This is a genomic window from Streptomyces spongiae, assembly GCF_009377185.1.
Lineage (GTDB): Bacteria > Actinomycetota > Actinomycetes > Streptomycetales > Streptomycetaceae > Streptomyces > Streptomyces spongiae.
The window spans coordinates 1-14,718 of record NZ_VJZC01000217.1; the positions used below are offsets into that span (position 1 = coordinate 1).

General features: G+C 69.6%; 15 protein-coding genes. 9 read left to right on the forward strand and 6 right to left on the reverse strand.

Going from position 1 to position 14,718, the window contains the following annotated elements; all coding sequences use genetic code 11:
* Positions 1–17: 17 nt before the first annotated feature.
* Entirely contained in the window at positions 18–686 is a 669-nt protein-coding gene (locus tag FNH08_RS26010) for a PepSY domain-containing protein (RefSeq protein WP_152773972.1), read from the reverse strand.
* Positions 687–817: 131 nt separating this feature from the next.
* Here FNH08_RS26010 and FNH08_RS26015 point away from each other — a divergent pair, with 131 nt between their 5' ends.
* Positions 818–1,480 (forward strand): response regulator transcription factor, encoded by a 663-nt coding sequence (locus tag FNH08_RS26015; RefSeq protein WP_152773973.1) that lies wholly within the window; start codon positions 818–820, stop codon positions 1,478–1,480.
* A complete protein-coding gene (locus tag FNH08_RS26020; protein ID WP_152773974.1) occupies positions 1,477–2,895 on the forward strand; it encodes a sensor histidine kinase in 1,419 nt (472 codons plus the stop codon). Before FNH08_RS26015 ends, FNH08_RS26020 begins: the two co-directional genes overlap by 4 nt.
* A gap of 119 nt (positions 2,896–3,014) precedes the next feature.
* On the opposite strand, the gene FNH08_RS26025 is transcribed toward FNH08_RS26020, so the two are convergent.
* The 4 genes from FNH08_RS26025 to FNH08_RS26040 form a co-directional block, all read right to left on the reverse strand.
* Complete coding sequence (locus tag FNH08_RS26025) at positions 3,015–3,491, reverse strand: MarR family winged helix-turn-helix transcriptional regulator (protein ID WP_152773975.1); 477 nt, start codon at positions 3,489–3,491, stop codon at positions 3,015–3,017.
* Between the two features lie 101 nt (positions 3,492–3,592).
* A complete protein-coding gene (locus tag FNH08_RS26030) occupies positions 3,593–4,405 on the reverse strand; it encodes an AIM24 family protein (protein ID WP_322725393.1) in 813 nt (270 codons plus the stop codon).
* A complete protein-coding gene (locus tag FNH08_RS26035) occupies positions 4,402–5,052 on the reverse strand; it encodes an AIM24 family protein (RefSeq protein ID WP_152773976.1) in 651 nt (216 codons plus the stop codon). The genes FNH08_RS26030 and FNH08_RS26035 overlap by 4 nt, the downstream gene beginning before the upstream one ends.
* Position 5,053: 1 nt before the next feature.
* The gene (locus FNH08_RS26040) at positions 5,054–5,686 is read right to left on the reverse strand and encodes an AIM24 family protein (protein ID WP_152773982.1); all 633 of its coding nucleotides are present in this window, start codon (positions 5,684–5,686) and stop codon (positions 5,054–5,056) included.
* Positions 5,687–5,844: 158 nt separating this feature from the next.
* Here FNH08_RS26040 and FNH08_RS26045 point away from each other — a divergent pair, with 158 nt between their 5' ends.
* The 4 genes from FNH08_RS26045 to glxA all read left to right on the forward strand — a co-directional run bounded on the left by FNH08_RS26045 (position 5,845) and on the right by glxA (position 10,613).
* Complete coding sequence (locus FNH08_RS26045; RefSeq protein WP_322725394.1) at positions 5,845–6,189, forward strand: DUF3817 domain-containing protein; 345 nt, start codon at positions 5,845–5,847, stop codon at positions 6,187–6,189.
* On the forward strand, positions 6,186–6,479 hold the full coding sequence (locus tag FNH08_RS26050; protein WP_152773977.1) for an MTH1187 family thiamine-binding protein: 294 nt from the start codon (positions 6,186–6,188) through the stop codon (positions 6,477–6,479). The genes FNH08_RS26045 and FNH08_RS26050 overlap by 4 nt, the downstream gene beginning before the upstream one ends.
* Positions 6,480–6,674: 195 nt before the next feature.
* Positions 6,675–8,615 (forward strand): glycosyltransferase family 2 protein, encoded by a 1,941-nt coding sequence (locus tag FNH08_RS26055; protein WP_322725395.1) that lies wholly within the window; start codon positions 6,675–6,677, stop codon positions 8,613–8,615.
* A gap of 42 nt (positions 8,616–8,657) precedes the next feature.
* Complete coding sequence (gene glxA, locus FNH08_RS26060; RefSeq protein ID WP_152773985.1) at positions 8,658–10,613, forward strand: radical copper oxidase GlxA; 1,956 nt, start codon at positions 8,658–8,660, stop codon at positions 10,611–10,613.
* A 55-nt stretch (positions 10,614–10,668) separates the two neighbouring features.
* On the opposite strand, the gene FNH08_RS26065 is transcribed toward glxA, so the two are convergent.
* Positions 10,669–11,688 carry a glycoside hydrolase family 6 protein gene (locus tag FNH08_RS26065; protein ID WP_152773978.1) on the reverse strand — a complete coding sequence of 340 codons (1,020 nt, stop codon included), beginning with the start codon at positions 11,686–11,688 and terminating at the stop codon, positions 10,669–10,671.
* A 223-nt stretch (positions 11,689–11,911) separates the two neighbouring features.
* Here FNH08_RS26065 and FNH08_RS26070 point away from each other — a divergent pair, with 223 nt between their 5' ends.
* The 3 genes from FNH08_RS26070 to FNH08_RS26080 all read left to right on the forward strand — a co-directional run bounded on the left by FNH08_RS26070 (position 11,912) and on the right by FNH08_RS26080 (position 14,671).
* Positions 11,912–12,421, forward strand: coding sequence for a MarR family winged helix-turn-helix transcriptional regulator (locus tag FNH08_RS26070; RefSeq protein ID WP_322725397.1), 510 nt, complete (start codon positions 11,912–11,914; stop codon positions 12,419–12,421).
* 63 nt (positions 12,422–12,484) lie between these two features.
* On the forward strand, positions 12,485–12,817 hold the full coding sequence (locus tag FNH08_RS26075) for a DUF3817 domain-containing protein (RefSeq protein WP_152773979.1): 333 nt from the start codon (positions 12,485–12,487) through the stop codon (positions 12,815–12,817).
* Positions 12,818–12,970: 153 nt separating this feature from the next.
* On the forward strand, positions 12,971–14,671 hold the full coding sequence (locus FNH08_RS26080; protein ID WP_152773980.1) for an acyl-CoA mutase large subunit family protein: 1,701 nt from the start codon (positions 12,971–12,973) through the stop codon (positions 14,669–14,671).
* Positions 14,672–14,718 lie beyond the last annotated feature (47 nt).

A 14,718-nucleotide genomic window follows, 5' to 3' on the forward strand; every position in this document is an offset into this window, starting at 1 on the left:
GCCGTAACCGGAGACCGTCAGTCGTCCAGGTCGTCCGCGTCGTCCGTCGACCGGTCCGCCGTCACCTTGGCGGAGTCGAGCCCGACGTTCCAGTCGTGCTCCACACCGTCGGCGTCCGTCGTGTCCACGTCCCAGGCGTGTGCACGGCCCTCGTCGTCGAGGTCCACGGAGTTCACCGGACCCTTCGCCTCCGCGGCCTCCGCGGCCTCGGCGGCCGACACGGAGGAGCCCTTCAGCGCGGCCCGCGCCTGGGCGGCGTCCTCGGGGTCCTCCTGCTCGGTGCGGGAGTCCAGCACCTTGCCGGTACCCGGGTCGACCTGGACGCTGTGCCAGGTGTTGCCGGAGGCCAGGATCTCGACCTCCCAGACCACGTTCGTGCGCTCGGTGTCGAGCTCGGCGCCTACGGCCGTACCGGACTTCTCCTTCAGCGCGGCCGTGATCGCGTCGGCGGCCGTGACCTTCGCCGCCTTGGCCTCGGCGGCGTTCTCGGCCTTGTCGTTCGCGTCGTCCGCGTCATCCGTGTTGTCCGCCCCGTTGACGTCGTCACGGCCGTTGTCGTCCTGGACCTGCACGTTCGACCGCTGTGCGGGCGCCTCGTCGTCGCCCGAGACCGCGAGGGCGGTCGCGGTGCCGCCGCCGACGAGGGCCGCGGCAGCGATGGTGGCGATGACGATGTTGCGCTTCATGGGGTTCCTCCCGAGTGCGACTGCTGTGCGATTCGTTCGCTTTCGACGGGAACCAATCTCGCTGAGGGACGCTGAAGCCGACCTGAAACCCCCTGAAGGGTTCTTCAGGATCGGTTTGCGACCCTGTTCGCATGCGCCTGTTGATCGTGGAGGACGAGAAGCGGCTGGCCCTTTCGCTCGCGAAGGGGCTCACGGCCGAGGGCTTCGCCGTGGACGTCGTGCACGACGGCGTCGACGGGCTGCACCAGGCCAGCGAGGGGACGTACGACCTCGTCATCCTCGACATCATGCTGCCCGGCATGAACGGCTACCGCGTGTGCGCCACCCTCCGCGCCGCCGGCCACGACGTGCCGATCCTCATGCTCACCGCCAAGGACGGCGAGTACGACGAGGCCGAGGGACTCGACACGGGCGCCGACGACTACCTGACCAAGCCCTTCTCGTACGTCGTCCTCGTCGCCCGTGTGAAGGCGCTGCTGCGCCGCCGGGGGCCCGCCGGGGCCTCGCCCGTGCACGTGGTCGGCGACCTGAAGGTCGACACCGCCGCCCGGCGTGTCTTCCTCGGCGACGACGAGACCGTCCTCACCGCCAAGGAGTTCTCCGTCCTGGAGCAACTCGTCGTACGGGCCGGCGAGGTCGTCTCGAAGGCCGACATCCTGGACCACGTCTGGGACTTCGCGTACGAGGGCGACCCGAACATCGTCGAGGTGTACATCAGCACCCTGCGGCGCAAGCTCGGCGCGGAGGTCATCAGGACCGTGCGCGGTGCCGGCTACCGGCTGGAGGCGAGATGAGGCGCCGTCTGGGGTCCGTACGTGCCAGGGCCACGCTCGCGGCCACCCTCGTCGTGGCGATCGCCCTGGTGGCGGCGGGTACGGCCGTCCTGCTCGCTCTGAGGGCCAACCTCAGCGACCAGGCGGACGCACAGGCCGACAACGCGGCCCGCAAGGTCGCCGCCCAGCTCGCGGCCGGTGTCCCGTACGCCCAGCTGAACCTGCCGGACGAGGAGGACAATCCCGTCCAGGTCGTGGACCGGCAGAGGCGGCTGATCGCGGGCGACGAGGACGTGGAGAGCATGAGCGTCGTCAAGCTCGGCTCCGCGCGGCCCGGTGGGGGCGCGGTCTCCGGAGACTCCCCGGCCGACGACGATGACGACGATCAGGACGAGGCCCTGCCCGAGGCGGGCCACATCTCCGACCGGGTGCGCCACTCCCAGGGCACCGCGACGGTCGAGGGCGGCACGGAGGACTACCGGTTCGCCGCGGTCGACGTGACCACCCAGCACGACGTGACCCTCACGGTGTTCGCGGGCGCACCTCTCTCCGCCCAGCAGGGCGCCGTGGGCACAGCGCTGACGTCCATGCTGATCGGGCTGCCGCTGCTGCTGCTGACCGTGGGCGGCGCCACGTACGGCGTCACCCGCCGCGCACTGCGCCCCGTGGAGGGCATCCGCGCCGAGATGGCCGCCATCACGGCCTCGGAGGACCTCTCCCGGCGGGTGCCCGAGCCCGACACGCACGACGAGATCGCCCGGCTGGCCAGCACCACCAACGAGACCCTCTCCGCCCTGGAGGCGTCCGTGGAGCGCCAGCGCCGCTTCGTCGCCGACGCCTCCCACGAACTCCGCAGCCCCATCGCCTCGCTCCGCACCCAGCTCGAAGTGGGCGCCGCGCATCCGGAGCTGCTGGACGTGGAGGGTGCGGTCGAGGACACCGTACGACTGCAGCGGCTCGCCGCCGATCTGCTGCTGCTCGCACGGCTGGACGCGGGGGAACGGCCGCAGGACGGGCGCCTAGACCTGGCGAAACTGGTCCGGGAAGAGGCCGACGGGCGCGACCGGGTGCACCTCGACGGCGTGGGCGCGGTCGAGGTCGCGGGATCCCGGAGCCAGCTGGCCCGCGTCCTCGGCAACCTGCTCGACAACGCCCAGCGCCACGCCCGCGACCGCATCGATGTCGCCCTGCGCACCGAGGGCACCTGGGCGGTACTCGAGGTCGCCGACGACGGCTCCGGCGTCCCGCCCGAGGAACGGGAACGGATCTTCGAACGCTTCGTCCGCCTGGACGAGTCCCGCAGCCGCGACGACGGCGGAGCCGGCCTGGGCCTGGCCATAGCCCGCGACATCGCGGTACGCCACGGGGGCACGCTCAGGGTCGGGGAAGCGCCGGCGGGCGGAGCACTCTTCGCACTCAGGCTGCCGAAGAGCTAGCCACAGCGCTCTTGGCGGCGGTCACCGCGCCCCGCAAGGGGCGCGGTGAACTGCGCGACCAGCCACAGACAACCCGCAGTGATCCACGGCAGGCAGTTCCCCGGCAGACAAGCGGAGCGCTAAGGCTTGGCGCGATGCCCCCGCAAGTGCTCCGCGATCGGCCTCAACGATTCGTGCAGCTCCTCCATCGCCTCGGGCCGCAGCAGATCGATGAAGTGCCTCCGCACGGACGCCACATGGTGCGGCGCGACCTTCCGCATCGTCTCCATGCCGTGCTCGGTGAGCACCGCGTACAGCCCCCGGCGGTCCGACTCGCAGTTCTCGCGCCGGACCAGGTTCGCGTTCTCCATGCGGGTGATCTGGTGGGAGAGGCGGCTCTTGGACTGGAGGGTGGCGGACGCGAGGTCGCTCATCCGCATCCGCAGGCCTTCCGACTCGGACAGGTTCACCAGGATCTCGTAGTCGTTCATTGTCAGGCCGAACGGCTGCAGGTCCCTCTCGAGCTGGTGCGTCAACAGCCTGTTGACATCCAGGTGGGTGCGCCAGGCGCACTGCTCCGCATCGGTCAGCCAGCGCGTGGCCGTCTCGGTCTCCATGAATGAAGTCTACCTAAGAGGTTGAAAGGCGAACTAATGAGGGTTTTGCTGGGATTGTGACTGGGTGCACGCGTTCGATGTCACACTCCGCAGACTACCGCTCACAGCCCGAAGCGACGTTGGAGGTCCCCGAGCTGTCCGGGAAGGCGCGGTGTGCCCGCCTGCTGTCCGTGCTGCCCGTGTTGACCTGGCGCCCCTCCGGAACCCGGTACGCCCGGCTCGTGCGGAACCGCTCCCGTGGCCTGCTCGGCCATGAGGGTCTCCGAGGACTGCAGGAGCACGGTGCCGGCTCCGACGAACTCGAACTGGTGCTCCTCGCCGGAGGCCCCGCCGAGGCCCGTCATCGCACGTAGACCGCCCATGAGGCCCGTCATGTACCCGTGGTCGTAGTGGTGGCACGGCGAGGGGCAGTCGGCCCAGCCGACCAGGGCCTGCGGGTCGACCCGGATGGGCGGTTCCATGAACACCACCGGGCCGTTCGAGGCGGCCACGAACTTTCCGGTTCCGATCAGGGTCAGAAAGCCCGGCACGATCGACTGCTTGAGTGACAAGCTTGGCTGGAAAGCGAGCAAGTTGCCTGAGCGAATGGTCAGGTTGCCCTCGTCCAAATCGTACGAATTCACGTCGAAGGCCCGGTCGGCGAGGAGCATCTTGCCCGAGCCCTCCGCCACGACCCAGTCGCTCGCGTGCAGAGGCGAATGAAAGGACGTACGGACAAGACGGTCCAGACGGCCGTGCCCGATCCCGTTGAAGTCGATCGACCCGTAGTAGGCGATCATCTTCCCCTTCTGCAGGAACCACTGGCTCCCCTTGAGCTCCACGCAGAAGGTGTACTTGTTCACGTTGTCATCGCTCGGCAGCGTCATCGGGTCGTGGACCACCGGGCCGCCGCCCGTCACCCCGTAGGTGCTCACAGCTTCTCCTCCGACGCCTGGACGTACACCGCGCCGCTTCCGCTCAGCTCCAGCTGGAACGCCTCGCCCGAGCCGCGGCCCACCATGTCGCGCCAGCCCAGCGCGGTGGACAGCTTGTTCCGTACGTCGCCGTGGTGCGCCACGTACGCCTGCGGGTCGACGTGGACCGGGCGCTGGGGGGTGATGGGAACCTCGATGACGCCGCCGTGCGCCATCACGGCGACGGAGCCGCGCCCCTTCAGGGTCGTCGTGAACAGCCCCTGTCCCGTCACCTGTCCGCGCACCATGCCCATGACTCCGCCCTGCGAACCCATGAACATCGTGCCCTGCTGCAGCGTGCCGTCGAAGGCGAGCAGGCGGTCCGCCTCGACGTACAGCGTGTCCCCGGTCAGCTCGATCACCTGCACATGGTGACCGCCGTGTCCGAAGAGCACCGTGCCGCTGCCCTCGACGGTCATCAGCGGTGCGGCCTCGCCCGCCACCCGGCGGCCGATCATCGACGCGATCCCGCCCTGACCGCCCTGCATGTTGGGCGTGAAGGACACCTCGCCCTTGTAGGCGAGCATCGCCCCGCGCTGGCTGAACAGCCGCTGCCCGGGGGCGATCGTCGCCTCGATCATCTTCGAGTTGATCTCACGGAAGGGCATGTCACACATCCCCCGCGATCGTGTTCCGCTCACTCGGCTGCACGTACACCAGCCCGTCCCCCTCGAACCGGATCTGGAAGGCCTCGCCGCCGCCCTCGCCCATGAACGTGCGGAAGGACACGCCGGACTGGAAGGACTGCCGCACGTTGCCCTGATGCGCGATGTACGCCCCCGGGTCGACGATCAGCGGGTACTGCGAGCTCACCCGCAGCACCACGGCCGGCCCGTCGGACATGAGCGCCGCCTGGCCGTGGCCCTCCACCGTGGTCGTGAACAGCCCGTTCCCCTGCGAGGCCCCGCGCAGCCCCGTGAAGGACGTGCCCGTCCGCAGCCCCGCGTCCGTCGCGAGCAGATTGCTCGACTCGACGTACAGCGTGTCGCCCTGGAGGTTCACGAGATTGATCTCGGAGGCCCGGTCGGCGAACCAGCACGTCCCGTGCCCCTTCACCTCCATCATGGTCATCTGCTCGCCGGTGAGACGCCGGGTCACCATCCCCCGGATCCCCTCCCCGCCGCCGCTCATCTTCTTGAAGGCCATCTGACCGTCGTACGCGACCATCGAGCCGTTCTTCGCCTTCACGGCGTCCCCGGTCATGTCGACGGCGAGCACCTTGCTGCCTTGAAGTCGGAACATCGCCACGCAGTGAAGGTAGCCCCAGGCGGGGCGGACAGGACAGATCCCGGGGATGGAACTCCACCCCCCTTCCCGGCCGCGCCAGCCGCTGATGCCACAATGGGAGCGCTTGTGCGTGCGTTCACAAGGCTTGACGACTCTCCCATCGAAGGTGACCCGTGGACATCAAGACCGCCTCCGCCCTCCGCCGTCTGCGCCTCGTCTCCGCCCCCGAGGCGGTCTCGTTCCTGCTCCTGCTCGTCTGCTCGGTGCTGAAGCGGACCACGGACTTCAACGCGGTGCCGGTGATGGGCATGATCCACGGCATCCTCTTCATCCTGTACGTGATCTTCTGGGCGGACGCCTGGAACCGCACGAAGTGGTCCCTGAAGACGGCCGCCCTCTACTTCGTGCTGTCCGTGCTTCCCACCGGTGGCTTCTTCGCCGAGCGCAAGCTGCGCCGTGAGGCCGAGGACGCGGTGATCGCGTCCCGTGCCCGCCAGGAAGGGGCCGTCAGCGCATGATTGTCGCCTTCTCCGTGACGCCGCTGGGTGTCGGCGAGGACGTGGGGGAGTACGTCGCCGACGCGGTCCGGGTGGTCCGCGAGTCCGGGCTGCCCCACCGTACCGACGCGATGTTCACCTCGATCGAGGGTGAATGGGACGAGGTGATGGACGTCGTGAAGCGCGCGGTCGCCGTGGTCGAGGCGCGGGCGCCTCGTGTCTCGCTGGTCCTCAAGGCCGACGTCCGGCCCGGGGTCACGGACGGGCTCACGTCGAAGGTGGAGACGGTGGAGCGGTACCTGTCTTCTTGAACAGGGGTGCGATCTCGTCTGCCGGGTTCCTGTTCGTTGGCGGCTGCGGGTTCGTTGTGGCTTGTCGCGCAGTTCCCCGCGCCCCTTAGGGGGCGCCGCTCACCCGAGGTGGACGCGCCCAGTCGGATGTGCACATAAAAGTCCACTTTGTATGGATATCGTGCAGATCGACTGGCTCGATCACTGGAGGGCGCCGTGCGGCCGGAAGGCTACGACTACGACACCCACAGCCGACTGGCCGGACCGCTCACGGAGCCGACCGGGGCGACGGCGTACCGGGTGGAGTTCGTACGGCTTCTCGCACGCGAGCCCCACCGCAAGAGAGCCGCCCTGCTGCTGACGTTCGCGCCCCTGCTCACGGGCGCGCTCCTCGTCTACCTCCTCTGGCCCACCCACTGGGTCGAACGCGAGGGTGCCGAGGCATGGCTGATCGGTCTCGACATCACGATGCTCGTGTCCATCGGCCTGGTCGAGCTCTTCATGCTCGTGAACGTCATTTCCATCGCCCACGCCACCATGGTCGCCCGGGACCCCGTCCCCGTCGTCCCCGAACACGGCACCCGCGTCGCCTTCCTCACCACGTACGTCCCGGGCAAGGAGCCCCTCGCCATGCTCCGCGCCACCCTCGAGGGAGCCGTCGGCATCCACCACACCGGCCCCGTCGACGTCTGGCTCCTCGACGAGGGCGACGACGAGCAGGCCAAGGCCCTGTGCGCCGAACTCGGGGTACGGCACTTCACCCGGCGCGGCGTCCCCGAGTGGAACCGCCCCAAGGGCGTCCACAAGGCCCGCACCAAGCACGGCAACTACAACGCGTGGATCGACGCGCACGGCGACGACTACGAGTTCTTCGCCTCCGTGGACACCGACCACGTACCGCTGCCCACCTACCTCGAAAGGATGATGGGCTACTTCCGGGACCCGGACGTCGCCTTCGTCGTGGGGCCCCAGGTGTACGGCAACTACACCAGCCCCGTCACCAAGGCCGCCGAGTCCCAGCAGTTCCTCTTCCACGCCCTCATCCAGCGCGCCGGCAACCGCTACCGCGCCCCCATGTTCGTCGGCACCAACAACGTCGTACGGATCTCGGCGGTCCGCCAGATCGGCGGGCTGTACGACTCCATCACCGAGGACATGGCCACCGGCTTCGAGCTCCACCGGTGCCGCAACCCCGAGACAGGCAGGCACTGGCGGTCCGTCTACACGCCGGACGTCCTCGCCGTCGGTGAGGGCCCCGCCTCCTGGACCGACTTCTTCACCCAGCAGATGCGCTGGTCGCGCGGGACGTACGAGACGCTCCTCAAGCAGTACTGGAAGGCGCCGTTCAGCATGCCCCCGGGCCGCTTCCTCTCGTACACGCTGATGCTCGTCTACTACCCGATGTCGGCCGTCAACTGGTTCCTGGGCGTCCTCAGTTGCTCACTGTTCCTGTGGTTCGGCGCGTCCGGCACCCAGGTCGCCGCCTCCGTGTGGCTGATGCTCTACAGCGACGCCGCCGCCCTCCAGGTCGGGCTCTACCTGTGGAACCGGCGGCACAACGTCTCGCCGCACGAACCGGAGGGCTCGGGCGGTCTCGCCGGGATGGCCATGTCGGCGATCTCCGCGCCCATCTACCTCTGGTCCCTCGGCGCCGCCCTGGTCCGCCGGCCCTGCCGTTTCGTCGTCACCCCCAAGGGTGACGACGCCAGCCCGGACCGGCTGCTGACGTTCCGTGTCCACCTGTCCTGGGCGGCAGTCCTCGCCTCCTCGCTGGCCGCCTCGATCTTCCTCGACCACAGCCATGTGGCCCTGCGCACCTGGGCCGTTGTCGCGCTGGTGATCTCCCTCGCGCCGGTCGCGGTGTGGGCCGGTGAACGGCGCACGGCCCGCCGGGCGGACGGCGCACGGCAGGAGCGGCACACCGTCGCACACGTCCCGGAGCCCCTGGCGGCCACGGAGCCTCCGCAGCGCCCGGCGCCCGCGCGCACCGCCGCCGAGACGATCACCGTCCCCAGCATCACGATCCCCATCACCACGGTCCCCAGCACCACGGTCTCCGCGACCACCGTCCCCGGCACCGCCGTCTCCGTCGAGTCCCTTCCCGGAGCGGCCCTGCCCGGCACCACGGTCGTCGGCACCAGGACAGGAGCGACGTAGGCCATGGCACACCAGCCCCTGGGACAGACCATGCGGAAGACCATGCGGACGAGGAACCGCGCGAAGACGAAGAAGACCCTGCTGGGCATCGGCGGCGTCGGGTTGCTCATCGGGCTCAACGCGCCCGCCGTGGTCGGCTTCGCCCAGGAGAGGTACCACGAGTGGAAGATCGCGCAGCCGGAGTACCAGGCGAAGTACGGCTCCTGGTCCCAGGTCGACATCCCCGGGAAGTACCGTACGAACGCCATCCACGCGGCCCTCCTGCACACCGGCAAGGTGCTCATCGTCGCCGGGTCGGGGAACGAGCAGAAGAAATTCGACGAGGGGTCCTTCGACACCGTCCTGTGGGACCCGGTGAGGAACACCTTCCGGAAGATCCCCACCCCCGAGGACTTCTTCTGCGCCGGACACGCCCAACTCCCCGACGGCCGTCTCCTGGTGGCCGGCGGCACCGCCCGGTACGAGCTGCTCGACGGCGAGGTCGAACGGGCCGGCGGCGGCATGCGGATCAAGAACGAGAGCCCCGACCAGGCAGTCGTGCTGAAGAAGGGGACCCGCTTCCGCTCGCCCTCCGGCGTCGAGTACGTCAGCCGGTTCGACGTGACTGTGCCGAAGGCCACGCGTACCTTCGACGTCACGTACGACGGTGACGGCGTCATGCGGCCCTGGAAGACGAAGGTGATCGCGAGCGAGGCCCGCGTGTTCGTGGAGGCGGTCAGGAAGGGGCGGCGATCGGTCACCGCCAAGCAGGCCCAGTACAAGATCGTCGGCCTCAGGGGCAGGGCCGCGGCCAACACGTACGGCCTCTCCGAGAAGATCACCATGGACAAGCAGGACTTCCAGGGGATCAAGGCGGCATACGAGTTCGATCCGAAGGCCGAGAAGTACGTTCCCGTCGACCCCATGGACAAGGCCCGCTGGTACCCGACCCTCGTGGGGCTGCAGGACGGGCGCGTCCTCGCCGTCTCCGGGCTCGACGACGTCGGTGTGGTCGACCCCGGCGACAACGAGATCTACGACCCGAGGACCAAGAAGTGGGAGCCCGGCCCCAAGCGGTACTTCCCGACCTACCCCGCCCTCTTCCTCACCAAGGGAGGCAGGCTCTTCTACCCCGCGTCCAACGCCGGGTACGGGCCCGCGACCATGGGCCGTGTGCCCGGGCTGTGGGACCTGAAGACCAACAGGTTCGAGCGGGTTCCGGGCCTGAAGGACCCGGACCGGACGGAGACCTCGTCCTCCCTGCTCCTGCCGCCCGCCCAGGACCAGAAGGTGATGATCCTCGGCGGCGGAGGCGTCGGGGAGTCGAAGAAGTCGTCCCGGCGCACCGCGGTCGTCGACCTGACGAAGGCCCACCCCGCGTTCGAGGACGGCCCCGAGCTGCCTCAGGGCACCCGCTACCTCAACAGCGTGATCATGCCGGACGACTCCGTCTTCACCACCAACGGATCCCGGGACTACCGAGGCCGCAGCGGCAGCAACATCCTCAAGGCCCAGTTCTACGACCCGAGGAGCAACGCGTTCCGGCCCGCCGCCGAGCCCACGGTCGGCCGCAACTACCACTCCGAGGCCGTGCTCCTGCCCGACGGCCGGGTCGCCACGTTCGGCTCCGACCCGCTCTACGACGACCAGCGGAACACCAAGCTCGGCCACTTCGAGCAGCGCATGGAGATCTACACCCCGCCCGCGCTCCACAGGAACGGCAGGAACCGTCCCGTCCTCGGCGACGGCCCCCGGGAGACCGACCGGCACGGCCGCGCCACCTTCGGCGCCCGCCACCCGGAGCGCGTCACCAGGGCCAGACTGATGCGGCCCAGCGCGGTCACGCACACCACGGACGTGGAACAGCGGTCCATCGCCCTGGGGCTCACCCGCACCAGGAACTCGATCACGGTGACGGTGCCGAAGGACCGCACCCTGGTCCCGCCCGGCTGGTACATGCTCTTCGTGACGGACGCGCGGGGCACGCCGTCACGGGCCAAGTGGATCCGGGTCGGGTAGGGCGGCCCTGGGGGCTATGGGGCCCTGGGGGCCCGGGAGGTCTCGCACCACACCTTTACGCCTTGGAGTTGCGGGCCAGTCCCAGGGCGTAGTCCGGCCACCACGTCCCGGCCGCCGGGCCGCCCCGGCACTGGCCGTCCGACTCGCCCGGGCGCTTGATCCACAGATAGGCGTCGAGGGCGGGCTCCCCGGTCTCGGTCGTCGGGCGGGTGCCCAGCGCGCGGCCCGGCGGGTTGCACCAGGCCGTGCCGCGGGCGCCGTTCAACGGGCCGTTGCCGTTGCGGCTGCTGTCGACCACGAAGTGCTTCCCGCCGAGTTCCTCGGACAGCCGCAGTCCGTACGCCTTGGTGGCCTCGTCCGTCTGGAAGTTGGAGACGTTGAGGGAGAAGCCGTCCGCCTGGGCGATGCCGGCGCGCCGCAGCGGCTCCGCCAGCTTCCAGGGCTCCCGGATCCAGGCCGGGTTGCCCGCGTCCAGGTACACGGTCGTGCGGGGCTGCTGCTTCAGCCGGACGACCGCCTCGCTCAGCAACTGCTCGCGCTCCTTGTGGTACTCGCGCGGGGTGCACCCGTCCACGATGTGGGCCACCGCGTCCGGTTCGAGGACGACCAGCGCCCTGCTGTCGCCGATGGCGCCGGCGAACCGGTCGATCCAGTAGCGGTAGGTGGCCGCGTCGTACGCGCCGCCCGCGGAGTGCTGGCCGCAGTCGCGGTGCGGGATGTTGTACGCGACGAGCACCGCCGTGCGGCCCTCCTGCTCCGCCGCCCGTGTGGCCTCGCCGATCGCCGTGACCGGGTCGTCGCCCGCGGGCCACAGCGCGGCCGGCTGGTCCGCGATCCGCCGCAGCAGCTCGGCGTCCTCGGTCCGGCCCTCCTGCCGCCACAGCCGGATCTGCCGGGCCGCGGGGCCGGCCGGGTCGACCCAGAACGGCGACCCGGGGCCCGGACTCGTCTTCCTGGCGGCCTTCTCGGTGGTGCCGTCGGCGACGGGCGACCCGCCGTCCCCGGACCCGGACGAGCAGCCTGCCGTGAGTCCGAGCGCCGCGAGTGCCGCGAAGGTGCGGATCAGCCGGGACATGCTGCTCCCTCGGTTCCCTGGGACGGTGAGATTCAGTGGCGATCAGTGATCATCATGGATAATCCGTGACAAACAGTGACGATCGGTGGCTCATGGTTCCACAGGGGGCCCGGTCGACTCGGATACGACACCGGCGGTGCCCGCGGTAAAGGGTGCGCAAGGCCCGGGACCGAAGGGCGAGACGGGGCTGACCGCCATATGACCGGCCGGTAAGGTCGATGCCGTGCCGAAGCCGCTCAGCCTGTCCTTCGACCCCATCGCTCGCGCCGACGAACACTGGAAGCAGCGTTGGGGGAACGCCCCGTCCATGGCTGCGATCACCTCGATCATGCGTGCGCAGCAGATCCTGCTCGCCGAGGTCGACGCGGTCGTCAAGCCGTACGAGCTGACCTTCGCGCGCTACGAGGCGCTGGTGCTGCTCACCTTCTCGCAGAAGGGTGAGCTGCCGATGTCCAAGATCGGAGAGCGGCTCATGGTGCACCCCACGTCGGTCACGAACACCGTGGACCGCCTGGTGAAGTCCGGCCTCGTCGACAAGCGGCCCAACCCCAACGACGGCCGCGGCACGCTCGCCTCCATCACCGACAAGGGCCGCGAGGTCTGCGAGGCGGCCACCCGTGACCTGATGGCGATGGACTTCGGGCTCGGCGCGTACGACGCGGAGGAGTGCCAGGAGATCTTCGCGATGCTCCGGCCGCTGCGGGTGGCGGCGCACGACTTCGAGGGGGAGTAGGGCCCGCCCCAGGGCGCGGGGGCGCCCGAAGATCGTACGAAACCGGTGGTTACGCTCATCCTCATGAAAAAGAGCGTGCTGACCCGCTACCGCGTCATGGCCTACGTCACCGGTGTGCTGCTGATCCTGCTGACCCTCGGGATGATCGGCAAGTACGTGCTCGAACTGGACGGGGCCGCGGACTTCACGTACGTCGTCAGCCTCGCGCACGGCTGGCTGTACGTCGTGTACCTGGTCTGTGCCTTCGACCTGGGCAACAAGGCGAAGTGGCCGGTCGGCAAGCAGCTGTGGGTGCTGCTGGCGGGTACGGTTCCGACGGCGGCGTTCTTCGTGGAGCGCAGGATCAGCCGTGAGCTCGAGGCGAAGGTCTCCGACGGTGCGGCTGTGGCTGCCTGAGCGTCTGCCTGGCTGACGTGGTCTGGGGGCTGCGGGTCGTTTGTGGCTGGTCGCGCAGTTCCCCGCGCCCCTAAGGGGGTCTTCGGCCCCTGGGGCGCGGCTCACCGTGGTCTCCCGTCGACATTTACTTGGACGTCCTAGTAAATTGGGAGCATGGACGCTGACGCCATCGAGGAGGGTCGCCGACGCTGGCAGGCCCGCTACGACGCCTCACGCAAGCGCGAGGCAGACTTCACGACGCTCTCCGGTGACCCCGTGGAGCCCGTGTACGGTCCGCGCCCCGGGGACGCCTACGAGGGCTTCGAGCGGATCGGCTGGCCCGGGGAGTACCCCTTCACGCGCGGGCTCTATCCGACCGGCTACCGAGGGCGGACGTGGACGATCCGGCAGTTCGCCGGGTTCGGGAACGCCGAGCAGACGAACGAGCGCTACAAGATGATCCTCGCCAACGGCGGCGGGGGCCTGTCGGTGGCGTTCGACATGCCCACGCTCATGGGCCGTGACTCCGACGACCCGCGTTCGCTCGGCGAGGTCGGGCACTGTGGGGTGGCCATCGACTCGGCGGCCGACATGGAGGTCCTGTTCAGGGACATCCCGCTGGGTGACGTCACGACGTCCATGACGATCAGCGGTCCCGCCGTGCCCGTCTTCTGCATGTACCTGGTGGCCGCCGAGCGCCAGGGCGTGGATCCGACGGTGTTGAACGGCACGCTCCAGACCGACATCTTCAAGGAGTACATCGCGCAGAAGGAGTGGCTCTTCCAGCCCGAGCCCCATCTGCGCCTCATCGGCGACCTGATGGAGCACTGCGCGTCCCACATCCCCGCGTACAAGCCGCTGTCGGTCTCCGGCTACCACATCCGCGAGGCCGGGGCGACGGCCGCGCAGGAGCTGGCGTACACGCTGGCGGACGGTTTCGGGTACGTGGAGCTGGGCCTGTCCCGCGGGCTGGACGTGGACGTCTTCGCGCCCGGCCTGTCGTTCTTCTTCGACGCGCACGTGGACTTCTTCGAGGAGATCGCCAAGTTCCGTGCGGCGCGCAGGATCTGGGCGCGGTGGATGCGGGACGTGTACGGCGCGAGGTCGGAGAAGGCGCAGTGGCTCCGCTTCCACACGCAGACCGCCGGTGTCTCGCTCACCGCGCAGCAGCCGTACAACAACGTGGTCCGTACGGCCGTGGAGGCGCTCGCGGCGGTGCTGGGCGGGACGAACTCGCTGCACACGAACGCGCTGGACGAGACGTTGGCGCTGCCGTCGGAGCAGGCCGCGGAGATCGCCCTGCGCACGCAGCAGGTGCTGATGGAGGAGACCGGCGTCGGCAACGTGGCGGATCCGCTGGGTGGTTCGTGGTACGTCGAGCAGTTGACGGACCGCATCGAGGCGGACGCGGAGAAGATCTTCGACCAGATCAAGGAGCGGGGGCTGAGGGCCCACCCGGACGGGCAGCACCCGATCGGGCCGGTCACGTCCGGCATCCTGCGCGGGATCGAGGACGGCTGGTTCACGGGCGAGATCGCCGAGTCCGCCTTCCAGTACCAGAAGGCCCTGGAGAAGGGCGACAAGAGGGTCGTGGGCGTGAACGTCCACACCGGGTCGGTCACCGGGGACCTGGAGATCCTGCGGGTCAGCCACGAGGTGGAGCGGGAGCAGGTGCGGGTCCTCGCGGGGCGTAAGGCCGGTCGTGACGAGGCGGCTGTGCGGGGTGCGCTCGCCGAGATGCTCGCCGCGGCGCGCGATGGGTCGAACATGATCGGGCCCATGCTCGACGCGGTGCGGGCGGAGGCCACGCTGGGCGAGATCTGCGATGCCCTCCGGGAGGAGTGGGGGGTCTACACGGAGCCGGCGGGTTTCTAGGGGGGTGTGCTCGCCCCCGCCGCCCCTACCCGTCCCATCCCGGGGGC

What these genes read in the sequence shown, in the direction of transcription:
- FNH08_RS26010 (WP_152773972.1), bottom strand. Translation starts at nt 686, where the DNA reads ATGAAGCGCAACATCGTCATCGCCACCATCGCTGCCGCGGCCCTCGTC.
- FNH08_RS26015 (WP_152773973.1), top strand. Translation starts at nt 818, where the DNA reads ATGCGCCTGTTGATCGTGGAGGACGAGAAGCGGCTGGCCCTTTCGCTC.
- FNH08_RS26020 (WP_152773974.1), top strand. Translation starts at nt 1,477, where the DNA reads ATGAGGCGCCGTCTGGGGTCCGTACGTGCCAGGGCCACGCTCGCGGCC.
- FNH08_RS26025 (WP_152773975.1), bottom strand. Translation starts at nt 3,491, where the DNA reads ATGGAGACCGAGACGGCCACGCGCTGGCTGACCGATGCGGAGCAGTGC.
- FNH08_RS26035 (WP_152773976.1), bottom strand. Translation starts at nt 5,052, where the DNA reads ATGCCCTTCCGTGAGATCAACTCGAAGATGATCGAGGCGACGATCGCC.
- FNH08_RS26040 (WP_152773982.1), bottom strand. Translation starts at nt 5,686, where the DNA reads ATGTTCCGACTTCAAGGCAGCAAGGTGCTCGCCGTCGACATGACCGGG.
- FNH08_RS26050 (WP_152773977.1), top strand. Translation starts at nt 6,186, where the DNA reads ATGATTGTCGCCTTCTCCGTGACGCCGCTGGGTGTCGGCGAGGACGTG.
- glxA (WP_152773985.1), top strand. Translation starts at nt 8,658, where the DNA reads ATGCGGACGAGGAACCGCGCGAAGACGAAGAAGACCCTGCTGGGCATC.
- FNH08_RS26065 (WP_152773978.1), bottom strand. Translation starts at nt 11,688, where the DNA reads ATGTCCCGGCTGATCCGCACCTTCGCGGCACTCGCGGCGCTCGGACTC.
- FNH08_RS26075 (WP_152773979.1), top strand. Translation starts at nt 12,485, where the DNA reads ATGAAAAAGAGCGTGCTGACCCGCTACCGCGTCATGGCCTACGTCACC.
- FNH08_RS26080 (WP_152773980.1), top strand. Translation starts at nt 12,971, where the DNA reads ATGGACGCTGACGCCATCGAGGAGGGTCGCCGACGCTGGCAGGCCCGC.